Below are 23140 nucleotides of genomic sequence, written 5' to 3'. Positions count from 1 at the left end.
GGGGCCGGCTCCTCAGGGGGTGGACGGCTGTACGGGGCCGGGCCCCGTCGGCGTGAGTTCGTCGCGCATCGCCGCGCGGAGCCGGAGCGTCGAGACCAGGCGCTGGAAGGCCTCCGCCCAGTAGTCGCCCGCGCCGGGGGAGTGGTCCTCCGCCTCGTCGGGGCGGGCCGTCAGGGACTCCAGCTGCCGTGCCGCCTCCGGCGCGAGGCAGCGCTCCGCCAGGCCCATCACCCCGCTGAAGCTCCACGGGTAACTGCCCGCCTCCCGCGCGATGTCGAGGGCGTCGATCACCGCCGCGCCGAGCGGCTCCGCCCACGGGACGGCGCAGACGCCGAGCAGCTGGAACGCCTCCGAGAGACCATGGGCCGCGACGAACGAGGCGACCCAGCGCGCCCGTTCCTCCACGGGCAGCGTCGACAGGAGCTGGGCCCGCTCGGCGAGGGACGAGGTGCCGGGCCCCGTCGCGGGCGGGATCGCGGGGGAACCGAGCAGCGCCCGCGACCAGGCCGGGTCCCGCTGGCGCACGGCGGCCCGGCACCAGGCCGCGTGCAGCTCGCCCTGCCAGTCGTCGGCGACCGGCAGCGCCACGATCTCCTCCGGGGTACGGCCCCCGAACCTGGCCGGCCAGGCGGGCAGCGGCGCCGCCTCGACGAGCTGGCCCAGCCACCAGGAGCGCTCGCCCCGGCCCGCCGGAGGCGTCGCCACCAGACCGTCCCGCTGCATCGCCGCGTCGCACTCGTGCGGGGCCTCGACCGCGATGGTGGGGACCGGGGCCGTCCGGTCCAGGCCCACGCAGGTGGCGGCCCGGACCGCCATCCGGCCCGCGAGGGCGGAGGCCGGCAGGGCGGAGAGCAGCTCGGCGGCGGTGGCCCTTACATTGCGGCTCCGGTCGCCGAGGGCCTCCTCCAGGAACTCCTCGTCGGCGGCGGAGAGTCCGGTCCGCAGCGAGTCCACGAACATCAGCCGGTCCTCCGCCCGCTCGGCGGACCAGGTGGAGGCGAGCAGCGCGCGGCCGGCGGCCGGGTCCTCGGTCCGTACGGCGGCGAGCAGGGCGACCCGCTCGGCGAACAGGCCCTCGTCCCACAGGGCACGGACGCCCTCCGAGTCCTGCGGGGACGGCAGGTTGCCGCCCGCGCCCGTGCCCCGGAGGGCGAACCTCCACTCGGGGTTGAGCCGGGCCAGCCACAGACCGCGCGGCCCGGCCAGACGCAGCGCCTGGGGCCGCAGATCGGTGCGGGCCCTGGCCGCGTCGAGCAGCGCCGGCAGGGCGGCGGGCGAGGCCTTGTAGCCCTGCCGGTTGGCGAGGACCAGCCACTGGGGGAGCAGCTCGGCAAGGTCGGGGGCGGATCCGCGCCGCCCGGCGGGCGAGGGCGCGGCCCGGCCGGCGAGCAGCTGGTCGAGGCGGAGCCGGGCGGCCTCGGGCAGCGGCGGGCGAGGGTCCTCCGGCGCGGGCTCCGGCAGGGGCGCGGCGGGCCCGGTCCGCAGCCCCGCCCTGCGCCGTACGGTGTGCAGCGCGGCCGCGTCGAGCAGTGCACCCGGCATGTCCCGGGCCGCCGTCGGGCCCGCGAGCCCGGCGGGCGGCCGTCGGTCCGTGCCGAGCAGCGCCGAGCTGACGAGCTCCTCCCACGCCGCGTCATCGGCGGGGGGCGTGGTGGCGGTGGTCGTGGTGGTGTCCATCGGGCTCCTCCCGTGGGCCGGTGCGCGGTGGTCGGGCCTTATGTGAGTGGGTGTCATATGAGGGGGACCGTCTCGCCCGGGGTCTCCGGCGACCAGGCGGCGAGCGGGGTGAACCCCCGGTGCCCGCACTCCCCGAAGACGGTCACCGGGGCGCCGCCGGACAGGGCGACCAGGCGCCAGAGGCCGGGCCGGGACTGGGCGGCGGGCGTCAGGGGCAGCGCCTCGCGGCCGTCGGCGTCGGCGAGCTGCCAGCCGTACTCCGCGCGGGCCGGGACGACCCCGCTCAGTGTCACGGGCCAGGACTCCAGCCACGGGTCCTCGGACAGCGCACGGCCGTACGCGTCGAGCGCCACGCCGACCGGTCCGCCCTCCGGCGGGGCGACGGGGCCGGCGACGGGGACGAACGGCCCGCCCGGCTCCGCCCGCACCTGGCCGGAGCCGGTGTGCGGGGTCAGCTCGCCGTCGAGCAGCGCGCCCACGGGAAGCGCGAGCAGGGGAGCCCTGCCCGCCGCGCCGAAGGAGAGCAGGAGCGCCGTGCGGCCGGTCGTCGCGCCGTGCAGCCAGATCCGACGGGTGGTCAGCCGGGCGTCCGCCGCGTCGTACTGCGCGAGGACCAGCCAGTGGTCGCGCACGGGGACGCCGCCGGCCGGGGCGGTGAGGCCCACCCGGGTCCGTACCGTCGTCGCGAACGGGGCGGGCAGCCGGTCCGCCGCCAGCCACGCCCGGTCCAGGAGGTGGGTCAGCGCGCACTCCTCCAGGAGCCGCACGGGCCAGCCCGGCCCCGACGCCGGTATGGCCCCCAACTCCCGGACCCGCCCCGCGAGACCGGGCGCCTGGGCGTCGACCATGCGGGCCGCCGTCTCCTCCCACCACCCGTACCCCGCCTGCCCGCTCGCCGCCAGACCGCCGCGCAGCAGATCGGCGAGGCGCTGCTCCAACTCCTGCGCGCCCGAGGTGATCCGGGCCGCCCTGCGCTCGGCCCTGCGCCGCGCCGCCTCCGGGTCGGCCGGCGCCCCCGGGGCCGCCTCCCCGGCCCGCCGGCCGGCGCTCGGGGTCCGGGTGCGGCGCCCGGTGAGCCACTGCGCGGCCCAGTCGGGCGCGGCGGCGTCCTCGGCGGCGATCCCGTCCGCCGCACGGAGCAGCAGCAGGCCCAGCGCGTGCTTGCAGGGGGACTTCCGGCTGGGGCAACCGCAGGAGTACGCCGGTCCCTCGGTGTCGACGACCGTCCGGTACGGCGTGTCCCCGCTGCCCTTGCACACGCCCCAGACGGCGCCGTCCCCGCACCCCGTCTCCGACCAGGGCCCGGCCGTGCCGAGCCTGCTCCCCGCACTGTGCGACGCTTCGTCAGGAGCCAGTGCCAGCACCTGTTCCGCAGTCCAGCGCACCCCCATGCCATTCATGTCGTCGACGGTAGAGGCCGCCACTGACAACGCCCCGGCAACCGCCCCTGACCAGCGGCGACATCCCATTGTCAGTGGCATGGTGCACGGTGGATCGCACAGCAGGTCGAACGAGCTGGAGGGGGATCCATGCCCGTGCCCGAAACCATCGCCACGCCCGGTTCCGGTGTCGAGACGGACACCGGACCGGGACGGCCGCAGACCGCCGCCGAGGCCCTGCGGCCGCACGCCGAGCACGCCTTCGCCCATGAACTCGCGGCCCTCGCCGCCGCCGACGACCGGCCACGGCCCGCCCGCTGGCGCCTCTCGCCCTGGGCCGTCGCCACCTACCTCCTCGGCGGCACGCTCCCCGACGGGACCGTCGTCACGCCCAAGTACGTCGGACCGCGCCGCATCGTGGAAGTCGCCGTCACCACCCTCGCCACCGACCGGGCGCTGCTCCTGCTCGGCGTCCCCGGCACCGCGAAGACCTGGGTCTCCGAGCACCTCGCCGCCGCCGTCAGCGGCGACTCCACCCTCCTCGTCCAGGGCACCGCCGGCACGCCCGAGGAAGCCATCCGTTACGGCTGGAACTACGCCCGGCTCCTCGCCCACGGCCCCAGCGGGGACGCCCTCGTCCCCAGCCCCGTGATGCGCGCGATGTCCCAGGGCAGGATCGCCCGGGTCGAAGAACTCACCCGCATCCCCGCCGACGTGCAGGACACCCTCATCACGATCCTGTCCGAGAAGACCCTGCCCGTCCCCGAACTGGGGGAGGAGGTGCAGGCCGTCCCCGGCTTCAACCTGATCGCCACCGCCAACGACCGCGACCGTGGCGTCAACGAACTCTCCAGCGCCCTGCGCCGCCGCTTCAACACCGTCGTCCTCCCGCTGCCCGCGACCCCCGAGGCCGAGGTCGACATCGTCGCCCGCCGCGTCGAACAGCTCGGACGCTCCCTGGAACTGCCCGCCCTGCCCGACGGGGTCGACGAGATCCGCCGGGTCGTCACCGTCTTCCGCGAGCTGCGGGACGGCGTCACCACCGACGGCCGGACGCGGGTCAAGTCCCCCTCGGGGACGCTCTCCACGGCCGAGGCGATCTCCGTCGTCACCGGCGGACTCGCCCTCGCCGCCCACTTCGGCGACGGCGTCCTGCGCCCCGCCGACATCGCCGCCGGCATCCTCGGCGCGGTCGTCCGCGACCCGGCGGCCGACCGGGTCGTCTGGCAGGAGTACCTGGAGACGGTCGTGCGGGAGAGAGACGGCTGGAAGGACTTCTACCGCGCCTGCCGCGAGGTGACGACGTGACCCCCACGGGCACGGCCACTCCGCCCGACAGGGCCGGGCCCCTCCTGCTCGGGGTGCGGCATCACGGGCCCGGGTCCGCGCGCGCGGTGCGGGCCGCCCTGGAGGCGGCGCGGCCCGCCGCGGTGCTCGTCGAGGGCCCCGCCGAGGCCGACGCCCTCGTGGCGCTCGCCGCCGACCCCGGCATGCGGCCGCCCGTCGCGCTGCTCGCCCACGCCGTGGACGACCCCGGGCGGGCCGCGTTCTGGCCGATGGCCGAGTTCTCGCCCGAGTGGGTCGCGATCCGCTGGGCCCTCGACCACGGCGCCGCCGTCCGCTTCGTCGACCTGCCCGCCGCCCACACCCTCGCCGCCGCCGACGCCACCTGGAGCGACGGGGAGGACGAGGTGAGCGGGAGCGGCCTGCGGATCGACCCGGTCGCCGAACTCGCCGGGACCGCGGGGTACGAGCACGCCGAGCACTGGTGGGAGGACGTCGTCGAGCTGCGCGGGGACGGCGACCCCACCGCCCCCTTCGAGGCCCTCGCCGAGGCCATGGGCGCCCTCCGCGAGACGTACGGACACGGCGGCCACCCCCGCGACCTCGTCCGCGAGGCGCACATGCGGCTCCGGCTGCGCGCCGCCCGCAAGGAGTTCGGGAACTCCGTCGCCGTCGTCTGCGGCGCCTGGCACGTCCCCGCGCTCAGCCGCAGGACCACCGTCGCCGCCGACAAGGCCCTCCTCAAGGGCCTGCCCCGCGCGAAGACCGAGCTGACCTGGGTGCCCTGGACCCACCGCAGGCTCGCCCGCCGCTCCGGCTACGGCGCCGGGATCGACGCGCCCGGCTGGTACGGGCACCTCTTCGCCGCCCCCGACCGGCCCGTCGAACGGTGGATGACCAAGGTCGCCGGCCTCCTCAGGGCCGAGGACCACCCCGTCTCCTCCGCCCACGTCATCGAGGCCGTCCGGCTCGCCGAGACCCTCGCCGCCCTGCGCGGCCGCCCGCTCCCCGGCCTCGACGAGACGACCGACGCCGTCCGCGCCGTCCTCTGCGAGGGCTCCGACGTGCCGCTCGACCTCGTCCGCGACCGGCTCGTCGTCGGCGACGTCCTCGGCGAGGTCCCCGCCGCCGCCCCCGCCGTACCCCTCCAGCGCGATCTGGCCCGCCGCCTGCGCACCCTGCGCCTCAAGCCCGAGGCCCAGGAGCGCGAGCTCGCCCTCGACCTCCGCAAGGACACCGACGGCGGGCGCAGCCGCCTGCTGCACCGGCTGCGGCTCCTCGGCGTCCACTGGGGCCGGCCGGCCACCGGACGGACCGGCACCGGCACCTTCCGGGAGACCTGGCGGCTGCGCTGGGAGCCCGAGCTGCACGTCCAGGTCGCCGAGGCCGGGGTCTGGGGCACCACCGTCGAGGCCGCCGCCACCGCCAAGGCCGAGTCCCGCGCCCTCGCGGCGACCGCGCTCACCGACATCACCGCCTTAGCCGAGCAGTGCCTCCTCGCCGGGCTCACCGACGCCCTGCCCGTCGTCATGCGGGCGCTCGCCGACCGGGCCGCGCTCGACACCGACGTCGCCCACCTCGCCGAGGCCCTGCCGGCGCTGGCCCGCTCCCTGCGCTACGGCGACGTCCGCGGCACCGGCACGGCGGCGCTCGGCGAGGTCGCCGCCGGGCTCGCCGAGCGGATCTGCGTCGGCCTGCCGCCCGCCTGCGCCGGCCTCGACGCGGACGCCGCGACCCGGATGCGGGACCGTCTAGACGAGGTCCACACAGCGATCGCCCTCCTCCAGGACCCTCCCGAGGCGCCCACCCCACCGACCGGGCCCGGGTCGAGCGCCGGGGGCGCCGGGCACCCCGACGACGGCGCCACCGCCGCGCCGACGGTCGCGCCCGCCGGCCCGCCTGCGCCCGGCAGCCCTCCTGCGCCCGACGGCCTGCCCGCGCCCGCTGGCCCGCCCGCGCCCGACCGCCCCGTCGGCCCGCCCGCCCCCGACCTCCTCCACCGCTGGGCCGGGGTGCTGCGGCGGCTTGCCGAGCGGGATCGGATTCCGGGTGTTCTTCGGGGGCGGGCCGCTCGGCTGCTGCTCGACGAGGGGCGGATCGCCGACCGGGAGGCCGCGGTGCTCATGAGCCGCGCCCTCTCGCCCGGCACCCCGCCCGCCGACGCCGCCGCCTGGGTCGACGGGTTCGTCGGCGGGGCCTCCGGCGGCGGGCTGCTCCTCGTCCACGACGAGCGGCTCCTCGGACTGGTCGACGCCTGGCTGAGCGGCGTGCCGGACGAGGCCTTCGCCGATGTCCTGCCGCTGCTGCGCCGCACCTTCTCCGCATACGACACGGGCGTCCGCCGCACCCTCGGCGAGCTCGCCGCCCGGGGCCCCCGGTCCGGCAGGCCCGGGCCCGCCGCGCCCGGCACGCCCGGCTTCGGCGCCGGTCCCGATCGCGCGCGGGCCGACGCCGTACTCCCCCTGCTCCACCTCATCCTCGGAACGGAGGCCCTCGCATGAGCACGACCATCAGCGACGACGAGCGGCTGCGACGCTGGCGGCTCGTGCTGGGCGGCGGCGAGGCCGACGGCACCGGCCGGACGCTCACCGGCACCGACGCCGTCATGGACGGAGCCCTCACCACGCTCTACGACCGCACGGGCGACCGTCCGGGCGGGCTCGGCGCCTCCGCGCCCTCCGTCGCCCGCTGGCTCGGCGACATCCGCACGTACTTCCCCAGCTCCGTCGTCCAGGTCATGCAGCGCGACGCGATCGACCGGCTCGGGCTCGCCACCCTTCTCCTGGAGCCGGAGATGCTGGAGGCCGTCGAGCCCGACGTGCACCTCGTCGGCACGCTGCTCTCCCTCGGCAGGGCCATGCCCGAGACGACCAGGGAGACCGCCCGGGCCGTCGTCCGCAAGGTCGTCGACGACCTGGAGAAGCGCCTCGCCGCCCGCACCCGCGCCACCCTCACCGGCGCGCTCGACCGCTCCGCCCGGATCAGCCGGCCCCGCCACCGCGACATCGACTGGGACCGCACGATCCGCGCCAACCTCAAGCACTACCTGCCCGAGCACCGCACGGTCGTCCCGGAGCGACTCGTCGGCCACGGGCGCGCCTCCCGGGCGGTCAGGAAGGAGGTGGTGCTCTGCATCGACCAGTCGGGCTCCATGGCCGCCTCCGTCGTCCACGCCGCCGTCTTCGGCGCGGTGCTCGCCTCCCTGCGGACGCTCGCCACCCGCCTCGTCGTCTTCGACACCTCCGTCGTCGACCTCACCGAGCAGCTCGACGACCCCGTCGACGTCCTCTTCTCCACCCGGCTGGGCGGCGGCACCGACATCAACCGCGCCCTCGCCTACTGCCAGTCGAGGATCACCCGCCCCGCCGACACCGTCGTCGTCCTCGTCAGCGACCTGTACGAGGGGGGCATCCGCGACGAGATGCTGAAGCGGGTCGCCGCGATGAAGGCCTCCGGAGTGCAGTTCGTGAGCCTGCTCGCGCTCTCCGACGAGGGCACGCCGGCCTACGACCGGGAGCATGCCGCCGCCCTCGCCGCGCTCGGCGCACCCGCCTTCGCCTGCACCCCCGACCTGTTCCCGGAGATCATGGCGGCCGCTCTGGAGAAGCGCCCCCTTCCGATACCCGAGGCCTGAGGGCCGGGTGCGGAATCCGTCGTCCCCGGACCACCCACACGGGTGCCCGCGAGCCGACTGAGGCCCATATCACATTCGCGCCGGAACGCCCCTCACCCCGGCGCACGGCGCGTCGTGAGCGCCCCGAAGGCCAGTCCCCGCCTGCCGCGAGGGGGTCCCGGGACCGCCAGGTCACCCCTACGGACAGCCCTCCGGTCCGTACGGTCTGTGACCCGTATCACCGCTCTGTTGTGATCTGCGATTTAGGGACCCACGGCCCTCGGGGATAACCTGCGAGACGGACATGCCGCGTCCACGGACTCCGTGCACGCCTCCCTTGTGACAGCGCAGTCACGTTGCCCTTCGCGGCACGCCCACGCAGACAACGAACCGCGATCATCAGAAAAGGGACGGACGCGCGTGGACCTGTTCGAGTACCAGGCGAGGGACCTCTTCGCCAAGCACGGTGTACCGGTGCTGGCCGGTGAAGTCATCGACACGCCTGAGGCGGCGCGCGAGGCCACCGAGCGTCTTGGCGGCAAGTCGGTCGTCAAGGCGCAGGTGAAGGTCGGCGGCCGCGGCAAGGCCGGCGGCGTCAAGCTGGCCACCACCCCGGACGAGGCCGTCGCCCGCGCGACGGACATCCTCGGGATGGACATCAAGGGCCACACGGTCCACAAGGTGATGATCGCGGAGACCGCTCCGGAGATCCTCGAGGAGTACTACGTCTCGTACCTCCTCGACCGCACCAACCGCACCTTCCTCGCCATGGCGTCCGTCGCCGGTGGCATGGACATCGAGGAGGTCGCCGCGACGACCCCCGAGAAGCTGGCGAAGGTGCCGGTCGACTCCAACAAGGGCGTCGACATCGAGAAGGCCCGCGAGATCGTGGCCCTGGCGAAGTTCCCGGCCGACGTGGCCGAGCAGGTCGCCGAGGTCCTCGTGACCCTGTGGAAGACCTTCGTCGCCGAGGACGCGCTCCTCGTCGAGGTCAACCCGCTGGCCAAGGTCGCCTCCGGCGACATCCTCGCCCTCGACGGCAAGGTGTCCCTGGACGAGAACGCCGACTTCCGTCAGCCGGAGCACGAGGCGCTCGAGGACAAGGCCGCAGCCAACCCGCTCGAGGCTGCCGCCAAGGCCAAGGGCCTCAACTACGTCAAGCTCGACGGCCAGGTCGGCATCATCGGCAACGGCGCGGGCCTGGTCATGTCGACCCTGGACGTCGTCGCGTACGCCGGTGAGAACCACGGCGGCGTGAAGCCGGCCAACTTCCTCGACATCGGCGGCGGCGCCTCCGCCGAGGTCATGGCGAACGGCCTGGAGATCATCCTGGGCGACCCGGACGTCAAGTCCGTGTTCGTCAACGTCTTCGGTGGCATCACCGCCTGTGACGAGGTCGCCAACGGCATCGTGCAGGCCCTGGAGCTCCTCGCCTCGAAGGGCGAAGAGGTCACCAAGCCGCTGGTCGTGCGCCTCGACGGCAACAACGCGGAGCTGGGTCGCAAGATCCTGTCGGACGCCAACCACCCGCTGGTGCAGCGCGTGGACACCATGGACGGAGCGGCCGACAAGGCCGCCGAGCTCGCGGCTGCGAAGTAAGGGACGAGGGACACCAGAGCCATGGCTATCTTCCTCAACAAGGACAGCAAGGTCATCGTCCAGGGCATGACCGGTGCCACGGGCATGAAGCACACCAAGCTCATGCTGGGTGACGGCACCAACATCGTCGGCGGCGTGAACCCGCGCAAGGCCGGCACGTCCGTCGACTTCGACGGCACCGAGATCCCGGTCTTCGGCACGGTCGCCGAGGCGATGGAGAAGACGGGCGCCAACGTCTCCGTCCTCTTCGTCCCGCCGGCCTTCGCCAAGGCCGCCGTGGTCGAGGCGATCGACGCCGAGATCCCGCTCGCCGTCGTCATCACCGAGGGCATCGCCGTCCACGACTCGGCCGCGTTCTACGCGTACGCCGTGGACAAGGGCAACAAGACCCGCCTCATCGGCCCGAACTGCCCCGGTCTCATCACCCCGGGTCAGTCCAACGCCGGCATCATCCCGGGCGACATCACGAAGCCGGGCCGCATCGGCCTGGTCTCGAAGTCCGGCACGCTGACGTACCAGATGATGTACGAGCTCCGTGACCTCGGCTTCTCCTCCGCCGTCGGCATCGGTGGCGACCCGGTCATCGGCACCACGCACATCGACGCCCTCGCGGCGTTCGAGGCGGACCCCGACACCGACCTGATCGTCATGATCGGCGAGATCGGCGGCGACGCCGAGGAGCGTGCGGCCGACTTCATCAAGGCCAACGTCACCAAGCCGGTCGTCGGCTACGTCGCGGGCTTCACCGCGCCCGAGGGCAAGACCATGGGCCACGCCGGCGCCATCGTCTCCGGCTCCTCCGGCACCGCGCAGGCGAAGAAGGAGGCCCTCGAGGCCGCCGGCGTCAAGGTCGGCAAGACGCCGACCGAGACCGCCAAGCTGGCGCGCGCCATCCTCGCGGGCTGAACGGGCTGAAACGCACAGCAGCCTGAGAGGCAGCACGTGAGAGGGCCCCGCCCCTCCCGGGAGACCGGGTGGGGGCGGGGCCCTCTCGCATGTCCGGACGGGTCACTCGGCCGCCGGGACCAGCCGCTCCGGGCCCGGGTTGGGCTCGGCGCGCAGCTTCTCGAGCAGCTCCAGATCCTCCGGGCGGAGCTTCTGCGGACCGCCGCGCACGGGCACCCCGTTGACGGTCTCGCCGGGGGCGTTCACCGGGATGTAGCGGGTCGGCGCGGTCGCCGCCGTGAAGCCGGTGACCCCGATGAGGACCGCCGACACCCCGAGCACCGCCCGCGTCCAGGCCCGGGTCCGGCGCTCGCTGCCCGTCCGGACCGCGCGGGCGGCCGGCAGGGTCGCCGTCGGCGCCTCCGCGACCAGCGCGCTCAGCCGCTGCTGCAGGGCCTCGGGGGCGGCGAGCTCCGGGATCTGCTTCCCGATGACCGTACGGGCGTGCAGCAGCCGGTTCGCGGCCGCCGGGGTGCTTGCCTCCGTCTCGGCCGCCGTCTCCGGAAGGTCCAGGCCGAGCCCGTCGTAGAGCAGGACGGTCCGGCGGTACGAGGGCGGCAGTTCGAGGAGCGCGCCGAGCAGCGCCCGCCGGTTCGCCTCGGTCGGCGGGGCGTCGGGGTGCTTGTGGGCGCGGCGCAGCCGGTGCCAGGGGGAGAGGGCGTACTCGTAGGCCGTCGCCCGCACCCAGCCGACCGGGTCCGCGTCCACGGCGACCTCGGGCCAGTGCTGCCAGGCGTGGTGGAAGGCGTGCTCGACGGCCTCGCGGGAGAGCCGGCGGCGCCCGGTGAGCAGGTACGTCTGGTGGACGAGGCCCGGCGCGGCATAGGCGTACAGCGCGTCGAAGGCCTCCTCGGGGGTGAGACCCGGTGCGGCCGGCTCGGCGGGGGTCTCGGCAGCCGCCGGTTTCAGCCGCTCCGCCGGCTTCGAGGTGCCTTTGCGGGCGGGGCCGGGAGCGATGGCCGGGACGGGGGACGGGGCCCGCGGCGGCTTGGCGGCCCGCTTGGCGGCGGCCTTGGGCCGGACGTTCCCCGAAGCGGAGGGCAGGGGCTGCGCCGGGGGCTGGACCGGGGCGGGCGCCTGCGGCTGCGACGGGGCGGGCTGGGCCTGCGACCCGGCCGGCTGGGCCTGCGCCTTGGCCTGCGGTTGGGCCTCCCGGCCCTCGGCCCGGCGGCCCTCGTCCTGGCTCCCGGCCCCGGTCTGCGGTTGGGCCTGGCGGCTCTCGGCCCGGCCCTCGTCCCGGCTCCCGGCCCCGGTCTGCGGTTGGGCCTCCCGGCTCTCGGCCCGGCCCTCGTCCCGGCTCCCGGCCCCGGTCTGCGGTTGGGCCTCCCGGCCCTCGGCCCTGCCCTCGGTCCGGCCCTCGGTCCCGGCCTCCTCCGGCCGTGTCGGCCCGAGCCCGTCGGACCCGGGCTCGGCCGGGAGCGGGCCATCCGTCCCGTGCGCGCCGAGCAGCCGCGCGTACGCCTCGCGCTTGCGGCCCCGGGGTGTCGAGCGCCCGGTCTCCCAGGCCCTCACCGTGGACTTCGTGACGCCCATGGCATCGGCGACCTGCTCCTCGCTCAGGGCGAGGGCCTCACGCAACCTGCGCCGCTCCTTCGGGGGCGGCAGGGTGACGGAGGATGCGGAATCCGCGGTGCTCCGGCTCATCGGCGTCGACCTCCCGCAGAGCTGCTATGGGCGGAAAAGTACATAAACGTATCTTGAGCGACACAACGGAGGTTTGCCTGTTACGCGGCAAAAGCGCGTGTCGTTGGGAGCATGACCCCGTGACCCATGTGACCGAGCACCCCCTGGTCCAGGGCGGCCGTTCCGCCGCGCTCGCCACCGCCTGTGTCCGGGGCGGGGTCGCCGCCGGGCTCGGTCTCGGCGCCCTCGCGGTCCTGGTGATCGTGGCCTGGATCAGCTCCCCGTACCCCGACAGCGGTCCCGTCGGCGCCCTGCACGTCGCCGCCGGGATCTGGCTGCTCGCGCACGGCGTGGACCTGGTCCGCACGGACACGCTCTCCGGCCTGCCCGCGCCCCTCGGCATCGTCCCGCTGCTCCTCGTCGCCCTGCCCGTCTGGCTCGTCCACCGGACCGCCCGCGACACCCTCGACCCGGGCGACGACGGTGCTCGGCCGCGCCCCTCCCCGGGCGGCGCCGTCGCCGCCGTCGCCGGGGGATACCTGCTGGTCGCGGCCGCCGTCGTGGTCTACAGCGAGAGCGGCCCGCTCCCCGCCGACCTGCTCACGGCCGGACTCTGGCTGCCCGCCGTCGTCACCGGCGCGGCGGGCGCGGGCGTCTGGACGGCGCTCGGCCGCCCGTTGCCGGGGCAGCGGCAGGCGGCCGCCGCCCTGCGCGCCGCGGGGCTCGGGACCCTGACGCTGCTCGGCGGCGGCGCGGTGGCCGCGGCGGTCTCGCTGGCCTGGCACGCGAGCCGGGCGCAGGCCTCGTTCGAGGGTCTCGCGGGGGAGTGGTCCGGTCGGGTGACGGTCCTGCTGCTCGTCCTCGCGCTGCTCCCGAACATGGCCGTCTGGGGTGCGGCGTACGGTCTCGGGCCGGGCTTCACCCTCGGTACGGGCGCGCTCGCGACGCCCCTGGGCCTCGTCGGCGATCCGACGGTGCCGCCCTTCCCGCTCCTGGCCGCGCTGCCGGCCGAGGGGCGCGGCACCTGGATCCACTGGGCGACCGCAGCGGTCCCGCTGGCCGCCGCCGTGGTGCAGGGCGGGCGTGCGGGCCGCTCGGCGCGGAGTTGGGCGGCCCGGGACGCGGCCCTGACGGCGCTCGGTGCGGCCTGGGGGTGCGGGGCGGCCGTCGCCGTCCTGGCGGGCGCGGCGGGCGGCCCGCTCGGCACCGGCCGGCTCTCGGCGTTCGGCCCGGTGTGGTGGCAGGCCGGTGCGGCCGCGGTGCTGTGGGGGGTCGTCGTGGGGGTTCCGGTGGCGCTGGGGGTACGGGCCTGGGGCCGCCGGGTGCCGCGCGCCCTGAGGCCGAAGCCCGCGCCGGCCTCCGCGCCGGTCCCCTTGGCGGCGGTCGCCGTGCCTGCCGGGGCCCCTGCCGGCACCGCGGAGACCCGGCCGGAGGCCGGCGCGCCCAAGGCCCCGGAGGCCCCGGCGGCGCCGGAGAACGGAACCGGCGAGGACCCCGAAGCCGACTCGTACACAGCCTCGTACACCGACGCGTACGCCGATCCGATCGCCGGCTCGATCGCGGACCCCTTCGGCGACCCCGGCTTCGAGCCGTACGACTACCTCCCGGCGGCCTGGGAACCGTCCCTGCCGGCCCCGCCGCTCCCGCCGCTCGCCCCCGACCCGGACCGGTAGGGCCTGTCCGACCTACTCCCGTACCCCGAAGCCCGCGCGCAGCGGCTTCGGCAGGAGGTCGTTGCAGGCGAGCTGGCCCGCGTGGGTCAGGGCGTCGTCACGGCACTCGTAGAAGTCGCGGTAGACGAGCTGCATGGTGAAGCCCACCGCGACGATCATCAGGGCCACGCTCGCCGCGACGAGACCGCTGATCGCCGCCGTCCGCATCGAGCGGAGCGGGGCGATCGCGGCGGACGCCCCCGCCGGCTGCCCCTCGGCGGGAGCCGCCGGGGTCGGGGACTGCGACGGCGGCTGTGATGTCGACGACAGTTCCGCGGCCGGCTTCGGCTTGCTGCGCAGCGAGCTGATCCCCCAGTAGAGACCGAGGGCGCCGAGCAGCAGCGCCAGCTCCGGGATCTCGAAGATCGCGAAGAAGAAGGCCCACATGCCCGAGAGGATCGCGTACCGCGCCCGTCGCTGTGCCGGGTCCGTCGGGTCCCAGCGCATCCCCGGGCTCTTCCCGGGTCCGCCCTGTCCCGGGCCGCCCTCCGGCCCGCCTCCGCGGCGCTCCGGGCCCCGGCCGAAGCCGTCCTGGGAGGGGCCCGGCTGGCGCGGGCTCCAGCGGCCGTCGGACGGCCCCGACGAGTCCGGGGTGCCGGACGTGTCGTCGTCCGAGCCCTCCGGTCGCCGCGGCTGCCACGGCTGATCCGGCCGGCCCTCGGGCGGCGGCGCGAACGGGTTGTTGTCGTCCGTGGACTGGCGTTCCGGCATCTGCTGAACGTCTTCCCTCTGTCGTCGTGACCGCGGCCGCACCCACGGCCCTTGCTGGCGTCGGACCCTGACGCTACCGCCCTGCTCGGCCCCCGTCCCGTGGGGGCCGTCCCGTGTGCCGGTATCGTTGCTGACGGTCGAGCCATTCGTAGGGTTCCCCGTATCGAGGGGCACGATTCGTTCGTACGACCGCACAAACACCACGGAAAGAGTGACCCAGTGGCTGCCGCCCGCCTCGTCGTCCTGGTCTCCGGCTCCGGCACGAACCTCCAGGCCCTGCTCGACGCGATCGCCGCCGACCCCGAGGGCTACGGCGCCGAGATCGTCGCGGTCGGCGCCGACCGCGAGAACATCGTGGGTCTGGAGCGTGCGGAGCGGGCCGGTCTCCCCACCTTCGTGTGCAAGGTGAAGGACCACGCGACCCGCGAGGAGTGGGACCGCGCGCTGACCGAGGCCACCGCGGCGTACGAGCCGGACCTCGTCGTCTCGGCGGGTTTCATGAAGATCGTCGGCAAGGAGTTCCTCGCCCGCTTCGGCGGCCGGGTCGTCAACACCCACCCGGCGCTCCTCCCCAGTTTTCCCGGTGCCCACGGGGTGCGTGACGCCCTCGCCTACGGCGCGAAGGTCACCGGATGCACCGTCCACTTCGTCGACGACGGTGTCGACACCGGCCCGATCATCGCCCAGGGCGTGGTCGAGGTGCGGGACGAGGACGATGAAGCCGCTCTGCACGAGCGCATCAAGGAAGTCGAGCGCTCGCTGCTCGTCGACGTCGTGGGGCGTCTCGCCCGGCACGGCTACCGCATTGAGGGACGAAAGGTTCATGTCGGTGAACACGGACACCGTTAAGCCCATCCGCCGCGCGCTGGTCAGCGTCTACGACAAGACGGGGCTCGAGGAGCTGGCCCGCGGTCTGCACGAGGCCGGTGTCGAGCTCGTCTCCACCGGCTCCACCGCCGGGAAGATCGCCGCCGCCGGGGTCCCGGTCACCAAGGTCGAGGAGCTGACCGGCTTCCCCGAGTGCCTCGACGGGCGCGTCAAGACCCTCCACCCGCGCGTGCACGCCGGCATCCTCGCCGACCTGCGCCTGGAGTCGCACCGCGCGCAGCTCGCCGAGCTCGGCGTGGAGCCCTTCGACCTGGTCGTCGTGAACCTCTACCCGTTCCGCGAGACGGTCGCCTCCGGCGCCACCCCGGACGAGTGCGTCGAGCAGATCGACATCGGCGGCCCGTCGATGGTCCGCGCCGCGGCCAAGAACCACCCGTCGGTCGCGATCGTCACCAGCCCGGAGCGGTACGCCGACGTCCTCGCCGCCGTCAAGGCGGGCGGCTTCGACCTGACCACCCGCAAGCGGCTCGCCGCCGAGGCCTTCCAGCACACCGCCGCGTACGACGTGGCCGTGGCCTCCTGGTTCGCCGACGACTACGCCGCCGCGGACGACAGCGGCTTCCCGGACTTCCTGGGCGCCACGTACGAGCGCAACAACGTCCTGCGCTACGGCGAGAACCCGCACCAGGGCGCCGCGCTGTACGTCGACGGCACGGGCGGCCTGGCCGAGGCCGAGCAGCTGCACGGCAAGGAGATGTCGTACAACAACTACACGGACACCGACGCCGCGCGTCGGGCCGCGTACGACCACACCGAGCCCTGCGTCGCGATCATCAAGCACGCCAACCCGTGCGGCATCGCGGTCGGCGCCGACGTCGCCGAGGCCCACCGCAAGGCGCACGCCTGCGACCCGCTGTCCGCGTTCGGCGGCGTCATCGCCGTCAACCGCCCGGTCTCCGTCGCGATGGCCGAGCAGGTCGCCGAGATCTTCACCGAGGTCATCGTGGCCCCCGGCTACGAGGACGGCGCGGTCGAGATCCTCGCCAAGAAGAAGAACATCCGCGTCCTGAAGGCCGAGGGCGCCCCGGCCAACCCGGTCGAGGTCAAGCCGATCGACGGCGGTGCCCTCCTCCAGGTCACCGACCGCCTCCAGGCCGAGGGCGACGACCCGGCGAACTGGACCCTCGCGACCGGCGAGGCGCTCTCCGCCGAGGAGCTCGCCGAGCTCGCCTTCGCCTGGAAGGCCTGCCGCGCGGTCAAGTCCAACGCGATCCTGCTCGCCAAGGACGGCGCCTCGGTCGGCGTCGGCATGGGCCAGGTCAACCGCGTCGACTCCGCGAAGCTGGCCGTCGAGCGGGCGGGCGAGGAGCGGGCGCGCGGCTCCTACGCCGCCTCGGACGCCTTCTTCCCCTTCCCCGACGGCCTGGAGATCCTCACGGCCGCCGGCGTGAAGGCGGTCGTCCAGCCGGGCGGTTCGGTGCGCGACGAGCTCGTCGTCGAGGCCGCGCAGAAGGCGGGCGTGACGATGTACTTCACGGGCACGCGCCACTTCTTCCACTGATCCGGGTGGCATAGGACGGAGGGCCCGCCGGTACGCACGTACCGGCGGGCCCTCCGTCGTTCGGCTCAGCTCATCCAGCGGTCACAGGAGTTCACCCACTGGTGGGACCGGATGTTCTCCTTCATGGTGGCGCCGTTGCTGAAGGTGTTCCGTGAGAGGTCGTCGACGAAGAACTCCTCGGCCTTCAGGCAGTTGTAGCCGCCGCCGTAGTTCTCCCAGTAGAAGAACTTCACGATGGAGTAGCTGCCGGTGTAGCCGGCGTTCATGACGGACTCGGCAGTGTCCCTCGCACCGGAGAAGCCGCCGCCCGACGCGCCCCAGTCGGCGTCGTTGCCGGCGGCGGCGCCGAGGTAGCCGTAGCAGTACGTGTCGGCGTAGGCGTACACGTTGCCGTTCCGGCCCGGCCAGATGTCGTTGCAGTGGTTGCTCGCCGTGCCCGAGCTCGATGCCTGGGCCGCCGTGGCGGGGGCGACGAGGCCTGCGACCGCGAGGCCGAGAGCGGCGACGGACATACCGATCTTGCGCATGGTTCGCTCCTTCGGTGGGTGGTGCGATGGGTGGTGCCGGTGGTGGGTCGTTCAGACCCGGGCGCCGGTGATCCCGGCAGCCCGCTCGTAGGCCCCGCGCTGGAGTCGGCGATGGGTGTCGAGCTCCTCGCCGTACGTGTCGCGCAGGGCGTTCAGGTAGTGCGTCTGGCGCTCGCGGGCCACGGAGGCCAGCGAGGTCTCGCGGGCGCAGCGGGCCTCGGCGACCGCGGTGCGGGTCTCGCTCGCGAAGTCCCGCGCGCGGGCCGCGGCGTCCCGTGCGGCCGTCGGGTCGGGGTAGGTGAAGCCGGCCCGTCCCATGCAGGCCGTCCAGCCCGCGAGGGCGGCTTTGAACCGCTTGTCCCGCAGGATCTCGGGGACGTACAGGGGCTGCAGATTGGTGACGGCCTTGTCGGCCCGGAACCAGGCGTCCGGGTCCCCGTACAGCTTGCGCTCGGCCTCCTCGGAGCAGCCGCCGAGCCGTTTGCGGACGGTCGCGGTGCCGCCGGGGAGCTTCGCGGTGAGGATCCTGGCCCGACGGCCGCCGTCCAGCGCCTCGTCGTAGGCCTTGCGGCGCTCGGCGGAGAGGCCCGTGCGGTACGCGCCGTTCGGGTTCGTCCGCCGGTACCGGTCGGCCGCGGCCGCGATCCGGCTGCCGTAACCGTGCTTCCGCGCCCACGCGACGTCGTCGTTGACGTAGCCGGGCTCGCGGCTCTCCTCCAGGCTGTACCTGGGGCTCGTCCAGTACGAGAATCCGGCCCGGTTCATGCACTGCTTGATCAGCACCTCGTCGGCGTCCGAGATCCGCAGCTGCTCGGCCTGCGTCAGCTCCCGCTCCGGAGGGGCGGCGGCGGTGTCCGGTCGCGAGCAGCCGGTCGTCACCGCCGCGACGACGGCGACGACCGTGATCGCGCGCACGAGCAGGTGCTTCATCGTCGGCCCCCCTGGTGACTGCGCCGCCCGTCCGCGGCGCAGTCACACCATGCGGCCGCCACCGGCCGCGGGGTACCTCGTAACTCCTAGGGCAGCGCTTCGGGCACGCGACGCCCCAGGTCAGGGCTCAGCAGGTCTTGGCCCAGGTGTGCGAGGCGATCGGCCGGTCGAGGGTGAGGTCGCGGCGCGCGCCCTGCCGGATGCAGCCCAGTCCGTCCTTCAGGTTCTTCCCCGCGAAGTAGGCGACGTGGACGAAGCCCTTCGGGTCGGCGGAGCCGTTGTTGAACACCGAGCGGGGCGTGCGCGTCCGCGCCCAGCTGCAGACCGTGTCGCCGTCGAACCACTCGGGATCGTCGTTCAGCCAGTCGCACATCTGGCCCTGGCCGCCCGCCTCCGAGAAGAAGCAGATGTTGCCCGGCGCGCAGCGCTCGTACCCGGCCGCGGTGTTCTTCGCGCCGGTGTTCCCCGTCGGTTCCTCGCGCAGGGAGTTCAGGCCGAAGCCCGCCGCCGTCAGCACAACGAGGGACACGGCGAGGAGTGGGACGAGCCGTCTGCGGCGGCGCGGCATCCGGCCCGCGGCCGCCTCCCGGACCCGGCGGAGCAGGGACGCCGCGTCGTGGGCGGCCCGCTCCTCGTGGGTGCGGCTCAGACAGTCCGTGACGATCTCCCGCCAGGGTTCCGGGAGCTCGGGGGAGAGGCGGAGTTCCTCCTCACCGCGCGCGTAGCGCAGGGTGGCGTCCCGGCGTGCGGTCGGCGTGCCGCCGGAGAGCGGGGAGGAGCCGGTCAGGACGAGGTGGGCGAGCACACCGAAGGCCCAGACGTCGGAGCTGGGGCGGATCCGGGCGCCCCGGTCGCCGACTTCCGACCAGAGCAGCTCGGGCGGGGTGTAGTCGGGTGTGGCGAAGCCGGAGGCGTAGGCGTGGCTGCCCTCCAGCTCGCTCGCCGTGCTGAAGTCGCCGAGCCGGACGGTGCCGTCCTTCATCAGCAGGACGTTGGCCGGCTTGAGGTCGCCGTGCACCCAGCCCGCCGCGTGCAGCTGGTGCAGGCCCTCGCAGATCTGGACGAGCAGCGCGGGGCCGGACGGGGGCGGCGCCGCGGTTCTGGAGAGGAGCGACTGGAGCGGGCGCTCCGCCTCCTCCAGTACGAGGACGGTGGCGCCGTCCAGCTCCGGGTGCGCCGGGTCGTCGACGGTGAGGGTCTCGTACAGCCGGATCAGACGTGGCGAGCGGAGCCGGCTGAGCAGCTCGACCTCGCGCTCGGCCAGGTCGCGGAGGTGGCGCAGCTGGCGCGGGGTGCGGGTGCCGGTCGGGAGGAACTTGAGGGCGGCGCGGGCGGGGGAGGCGGAGGCGTCGCGGTGGCGTGCCGCGTAGACGCTGCCGAAGGCTCCCGCGCCCAGCGGGCGCTCCACGACCCAGTCGCCGATCTCGTAGCCGACCGGGACGGTCAGGGGGAAGGCGGTCACCGCGCCACCTCCGCCAGGGTCGACAGGTCGTCCTCGCGGACCAGGTCGAAGCGGAGGGCGAGGGAGACCAGGGACTCCTTCTTGCCGTTGAGGCGCGGGCCCGCGTCGGGCGCCTCGGGGCCCGGCTTGAGCCGTAACTTCACGGCCAGGTAGTCGATGTTCCACTGCACGGCGGCGCGGTTGACCGCCGGCCACAGCGGGCGCAGCCGCCCCACGATCTGTTCGACCGTCGGCAGCGGCGCGTGCGGGGCACCGCGCAGTCGGGACTCGCAGAGCGCGGCGAGGACGAGGAAGTAGCGCTTGGTGCGGTCGAGGGGGAAGGCGAGCGCGGTCGGCTCGCCCTCCCCGGCGGCCTGCGCGCACTCCACGTAGTCGTGGCGGGGTGCCCAGACGCCGAAGTCGAGCAGGTCGCCGCCCGCGGGCAGGACGACCCGCGAGAACTCGAACGGCACCGGGGCGTCGACCCGCCCGGGTGCGATCTTGATGTGTTCGCCTGCGCCCTCCGGGTTCTCGACGACATAGGTCGAGGCCGTGCTGAAGTTGCTGAGGGTCCAGTAGCTCGCCGTCGCGCCGATCTCTCCGGCGGTGCGGGACACCCCGGGGTGGGGGATGTCCAGATGACGACGCGGTTCGCCGGCCGTGTGAGGGGTGGTGCGGCCGGGGGCGTACGGGGTGGTGCGGCCGAAATGGAGTCTTTCGCCGGGCGCCAGCCTGACCTGGCTTCCGGGGTCCGCGGCGTGTGCGGGCACCACGATGATGCTGTACATGACGCTTCCTTTCCCCGAGGTCTGCGGGGTCAGGGTAGGAAGCTCCGATAAACGAATGCAGAACGTCACCGTCCGGGTACGGAGCGGGCCGGGGTCGTGAAGGGGCTGCTGCGACAGATCCGCCGAACGGGTGGACTCTGGTCTAATGGGTTGCTCTTTTGTCGGCCGCCGGTAGTGGGGGACGTGGTGTTGGACGTACTGAACAGGCCCGCTGCGGAGTCCACCGACGCGGAGCCGTCCGACGGCCTCTCCCCGGCCCCGATCCGTCCGTATCTGATCCTCGCGGGCGTCCTCTGCGGCCTGTACTTCCTGTACTCCTGGGTGCAGTACGCGCACTTCCGCACGCCCTCCTGGGACCTCGGGATCTTCGGGCAGTCGGTCCGGGCGTACGCCGAGTTCCGGGCCCCCGTCGTCGACATCAAGGGCCCCGGCTTCCCCATACTCGGCGACCACTTCAGCCCCGTCACCGCGCTGCTCGCGCCGCTCTACTGGATCTGGCCCTCGCCCGTCTCCCTGCTCTTCGGGCAGGCCGCGCTCTTCGCCGCCTCCGCCGTCGTCGTCGGCCGCACCACCCAGCAGATCCTCGGCAGCCGGGCCGCCGGCATCGGCCTGACGATCGCGTACGGCCTGTCCTGGGGGCTCCAGGAGGCCGTCAAGTCCGACTTCCACGAGATCGCCTTCGCCGTCCCGCTGCTCGCCCTGACCTGCCGGGCCCTGCTCCTCGGGCGCTGGACCGCGGCCGCCGCCTGGTCCGCCCCGCTCGTCCTGGTCAAGGAGGACATGGGCCTCACCGTCGCGATGGTCGGCGCGGTCCTCTTCCTGAAGGGGCGCAAGCGGCTGGGCGCGGCCCTGGCCGGCTTCGGCGTGGCGGCCTTCGCGCTGACGGTCCTCGTCCTGATCCCGGCGGCGAGCAAGCTCGGCCAGTACGACTACTGGTCGAAGATCGAGAAGACCGGCACGGGCGCCGACACCTCCTTCGGGCAGGTGATCGGCGACGCCCTCGCCTCCGGCGAGCGGTGGGAGATGGTCTTCTACCTGCTGGCGATCACCGGTTTCCTCGCCCTGCGGTCCCCGCTGGTCCTGCTCGTCCTGCCGACCCTCGGCTGGCGCTTCCTCTCCCAGGACGCCAACCACTGGGGCATGCACTGGCACTACAGCGCGATCCTGATGCCGGTCGTCTTCCTGGCCCTCGTGGACGGCGTCCGCGCGGTCCGCACCTCGCCGCGCGCCTGGCTCGTCTCGTACGGGAAGGTCGTGATCCCCGTCGCGACGGCGGTCGCGCTCGTCCTCGCCGCGAACCTGCCGCTGCGGGAGCTGCTGAAGTCGGAGACGTACCGGACGGACACCCGGACCGTGGAGGCGCGGGCGGCGGTCGACGCGGTGCCGGAGGGGGTGAGCGTCGAGGCGGACGTCTCGCTCCTCGCCCACCTCACGGCGGACCACCGGGTCTACTGGGTGGGCACGTCGAAGGGGGTCACCCCGGACTATCTCGCCTTCGACCTGCGGGGCTGGGGTCAGCAGGTGTCGGATCCGGCGCAGCTGGCTTCGCAATTGCATCCGGAGGCGCGGTACGAGATCACCTACCGCTCGGACGGCTTCGCGGTCCTGAAGCGGCAGTGACAGCGGTCGTCGCGCGGCAGTGACATGCGTGAGGGGCGGGATCCGAACGGATCCCGCCCCTCACGCATGGGTCAGGCTCAGTACTGCTGCCTGTTCCGGTTGAACCAGGCCGAGCCCTCCGACTTCGCCGTGAAGACGATGATCATGACGCCGAGGGCGAGGCTGACGACACCGAGCGGCAGCGAGAACAGGCTGAACAGCACCGCGAACGAGGCCCAGACGATCGCGCCGATCCGGACGCCGTTGCCGCCGGACTTGAACTTGGCGGCGAGCACCATGCCGAGGATCGCGAAGATCAGCGAGATGACGCCGGCGCCGATCATGATGCCCTGGCCCAGGTTCGCGAAGGTCTCCTCGTCACCGGACAGGGAGCCCTGCTGCTTCTCCAGCTCGCTGGCGAGGGTGAAGGAGAAGGCGATCGCTCCGAAGCCACCGAGCAGGTTGAGCCCGCTCAGGATCCACAGCATCACGCGCGCGGACTTCACACCGCCGGGCATCTCCATGGCCGCGCCCGGGTACCCGCCGCCGTACGGCGAGACCGGCGGGGCCGCCGGGTAGCCGTAGCCCTGCGGCGGCACGCCCTGCGGGGCCTGCTGCGGGTAGCCGTACCCGGGCTGCTGTCCCTGTCCCTGCGGCTGGCCGTAGGGGTTGTTCGGTTCGCCGAAGCTCATCGCGGGATTCCTCCGTGAATATCTCTGTGCGGGGACGACGCGGCCCGCGCGGAGGACTTCACGGCATTTGAGCGGATTTCCCCCCGGCACTTTCCGCGGTACTACGCGGATCATCGTCGTCGCAACGTCGACTTTTTGTCCAGTCGCTACGTCACGGAGTTGTGCAGATGCAACCTGTCGTTCCGCTTCGCCGGCCGCTGCGGGGGAGCGAATTGGAACAAGGCGGGGGTC

At 74.1% G+C, this 23140-nt stretch carries 18 protein-coding genes; 9 read left to right on the top strand and 9 right to left on the bottom strand.

Features of this window, described 5'->3' with window-relative positions:
• Positions 1-12 precede the first annotated feature (12 nt).
• Positions 13-1677, bottom strand: a complete 1665-nt coding sequence (locus AC07AW_RS04570; RefSeq protein ID WP_478814023.1) for a DUF5691 domain-containing protein — start codon at positions 1675-1677, stop codon at positions 13-15.
• A gap of 53 nt (positions 1678-1730) precedes the next feature.
• The gene (locus AC07AW_RS04565) at positions 1731-3077 is read right to left on the bottom strand and encodes an SWIM zinc finger family protein (RefSeq protein WP_478814022.1); all 1347 of its coding nucleotides are present in this window, start codon (positions 3075-3077) and stop codon (positions 1731-1733) included.
• 129 nt (positions 3078-3206) lie between these two features.
• On the opposite strand from AC07AW_RS04565, the gene AC07AW_RS04560 reads away from it, so the two are divergent.
• The 5 genes from AC07AW_RS04560 (at position 3207) to sucD (ending at position 10458) form a co-directional block, all read left to right on the top strand.
• Positions 3207-4364 carry an ATP-binding protein gene (locus AC07AW_RS04560; protein WP_478814021.1) on the top strand — a complete coding sequence of 386 codons (1158 nt, stop codon included), beginning with the start codon at positions 3207-3209 and terminating at the stop codon, positions 4362-4364.
• Positions 4361-6841 carry a DUF5682 family protein gene (locus tag AC07AW_RS04555; protein ID WP_478814020.1) on the top strand — a complete coding sequence of 827 codons (2481 nt, stop codon included), beginning with the start codon at positions 4361-4363 and terminating at the stop codon, positions 6839-6841. Before AC07AW_RS04560 ends, AC07AW_RS04555 begins: the two co-directional genes overlap by 4 nt.
• Complete coding sequence (locus tag AC07AW_RS04550) at positions 6838-7974, top strand: VWA domain-containing protein (protein WP_478814019.1); 1137 nt, start codon at positions 6838-6840, stop codon at positions 7972-7974. The genes AC07AW_RS04555 and AC07AW_RS04550 overlap by 4 nt, the downstream gene beginning before the upstream one ends.
• A gap of 399 nt (positions 7975-8373) precedes the next feature.
• On the top strand, positions 8374-9552 hold the full coding sequence (gene sucC, locus AC07AW_RS04545; RefSeq protein WP_478814018.1) for an ADP-forming succinate--CoA ligase subunit beta: 1179 nt from the start codon (positions 8374-8376) through the stop codon (positions 9550-9552).
• A 21-nt stretch (positions 9553-9573) separates the two neighbouring features.
• Positions 9574-10458 carry a succinate--CoA ligase subunit alpha gene (gene sucD / locus AC07AW_RS04540; protein WP_478814017.1) on the top strand — a complete coding sequence of 295 codons (885 nt, stop codon included), beginning with the start codon at positions 9574-9576 and terminating at the stop codon, positions 10456-10458.
• Positions 10459-10560: 102 nt separating this feature from the next.
• Here sucD and AC07AW_RS04535 read toward each other — a convergent pair whose 3' ends face one another.
• The gene (locus AC07AW_RS04535) at positions 10561-12141 is read right to left on the bottom strand and encodes a sigma factor-like helix-turn-helix DNA-binding protein (protein ID WP_478814016.1); all 1581 of its coding nucleotides are present in this window, start codon (positions 12139-12141) and stop codon (positions 10561-10563) included.
• A gap of 119 nt (positions 12142-12260) precedes the next feature.
• Here AC07AW_RS04535 and AC07AW_RS04530 point away from each other — a divergent pair, with 119 nt between their 5' ends.
• Entirely contained in the window at positions 12261-13793 is a 1533-nt protein-coding gene (locus AC07AW_RS04530) for a cell division protein PerM (protein WP_478814015.1), read from the top strand.
• Positions 13794-13805: 12 nt separating this feature from the next.
• Here the strand turns inward: AC07AW_RS04530 and AC07AW_RS04525 are convergent, their stop codons facing one another.
• Complete coding sequence (locus AC07AW_RS04525) at positions 13806-14543, bottom strand: hypothetical protein (RefSeq protein WP_478814014.1); 738 nt, start codon at positions 14541-14543, stop codon at positions 13806-13808.
• A 219-nt stretch (positions 14544-14762) separates the two neighbouring features.
• On the opposite strand from AC07AW_RS04525, the gene purN reads away from it, so the two are divergent.
• Positions 14763-15392: a phosphoribosylglycinamide formyltransferase gene (gene purN / locus AC07AW_RS04520; protein ID WP_392150990.1), complete on the top strand. Its 630-nt coding sequence runs from the start codon at positions 14763-14765 to the stop codon at positions 15390-15392.
• A complete protein-coding gene (gene purH, locus AC07AW_RS04515) occupies positions 15367-16932 on the top strand; it encodes a bifunctional phosphoribosylaminoimidazolecarboxamide formyltransferase/IMP cyclohydrolase (RefSeq protein ID WP_478814013.1) in 1566 nt (521 codons plus the stop codon). The genes purN and purH overlap by 26 nt, the downstream gene beginning before the upstream one ends.
• Positions 16933-16997: 65 nt before the next feature.
• Here the strand turns inward: purH and AC07AW_RS04510 are convergent, their stop codons facing one another.
• The 4 genes from AC07AW_RS04510 to AC07AW_RS04495 form a co-directional block, all read right to left on the bottom strand.
• Positions 16998-17459 (bottom strand): hypothetical protein, encoded by a 462-nt coding sequence (locus tag AC07AW_RS04510; RefSeq protein ID WP_478814012.1) that lies wholly within the window; start codon positions 17457-17459, stop codon positions 16998-17000.
• Between the two features lie 51 nt (positions 17460-17510).
• Positions 17511-18389, bottom strand: coding sequence for a hypothetical protein (locus AC07AW_RS04505; protein WP_478814011.1), 879 nt, complete (start codon positions 18387-18389; stop codon positions 17511-17513).
• A 127-nt stretch (positions 18390-18516) separates the two neighbouring features.
• Complete coding sequence (locus AC07AW_RS04500) at positions 18517-19851, bottom strand: protein kinase domain-containing protein (protein WP_478814010.1); 1335 nt, start codon at positions 19849-19851, stop codon at positions 18517-18519.
• Positions 19848-20618, bottom strand: a complete 771-nt coding sequence (locus AC07AW_RS04495; protein ID WP_478814009.1) for an FHA domain-containing protein — start codon at positions 20616-20618, stop codon at positions 19848-19850. The genes AC07AW_RS04500 and AC07AW_RS04495 overlap by 4 nt, the downstream gene beginning before the upstream one ends.
• A 186-nt stretch (positions 20619-20804) precedes the next feature.
• Between AC07AW_RS04495 and AC07AW_RS04490 the strand changes: the two genes are divergently transcribed.
• Positions 20805-22238 carry a DUF2079 domain-containing protein gene (locus tag AC07AW_RS04490; RefSeq protein WP_478814008.1) on the top strand — a complete coding sequence of 478 codons (1434 nt, stop codon included), beginning with the start codon at positions 20805-20807 and terminating at the stop codon, positions 22236-22238.
• Between the two features lie 77 nt (positions 22239-22315).
• Here the strand turns inward: AC07AW_RS04490 and AC07AW_RS04485 are convergent, their stop codons facing one another.
• On the bottom strand, positions 22316-22909 hold the full coding sequence (locus tag AC07AW_RS04485) for a hypothetical protein (protein ID WP_478814007.1): 594 nt from the start codon (positions 22907-22909) through the stop codon (positions 22316-22318).
• Between the last annotated feature and the right edge of the window lie 231 nt (positions 22910-23140).

This window comes from Streptomyces sp. NPDC044003, assembly GCF_056435185.1.
Note: the sequence above shows the minus strand (reverse complement) of the source record. Positions and strands in the feature narration are given on the sequence as shown.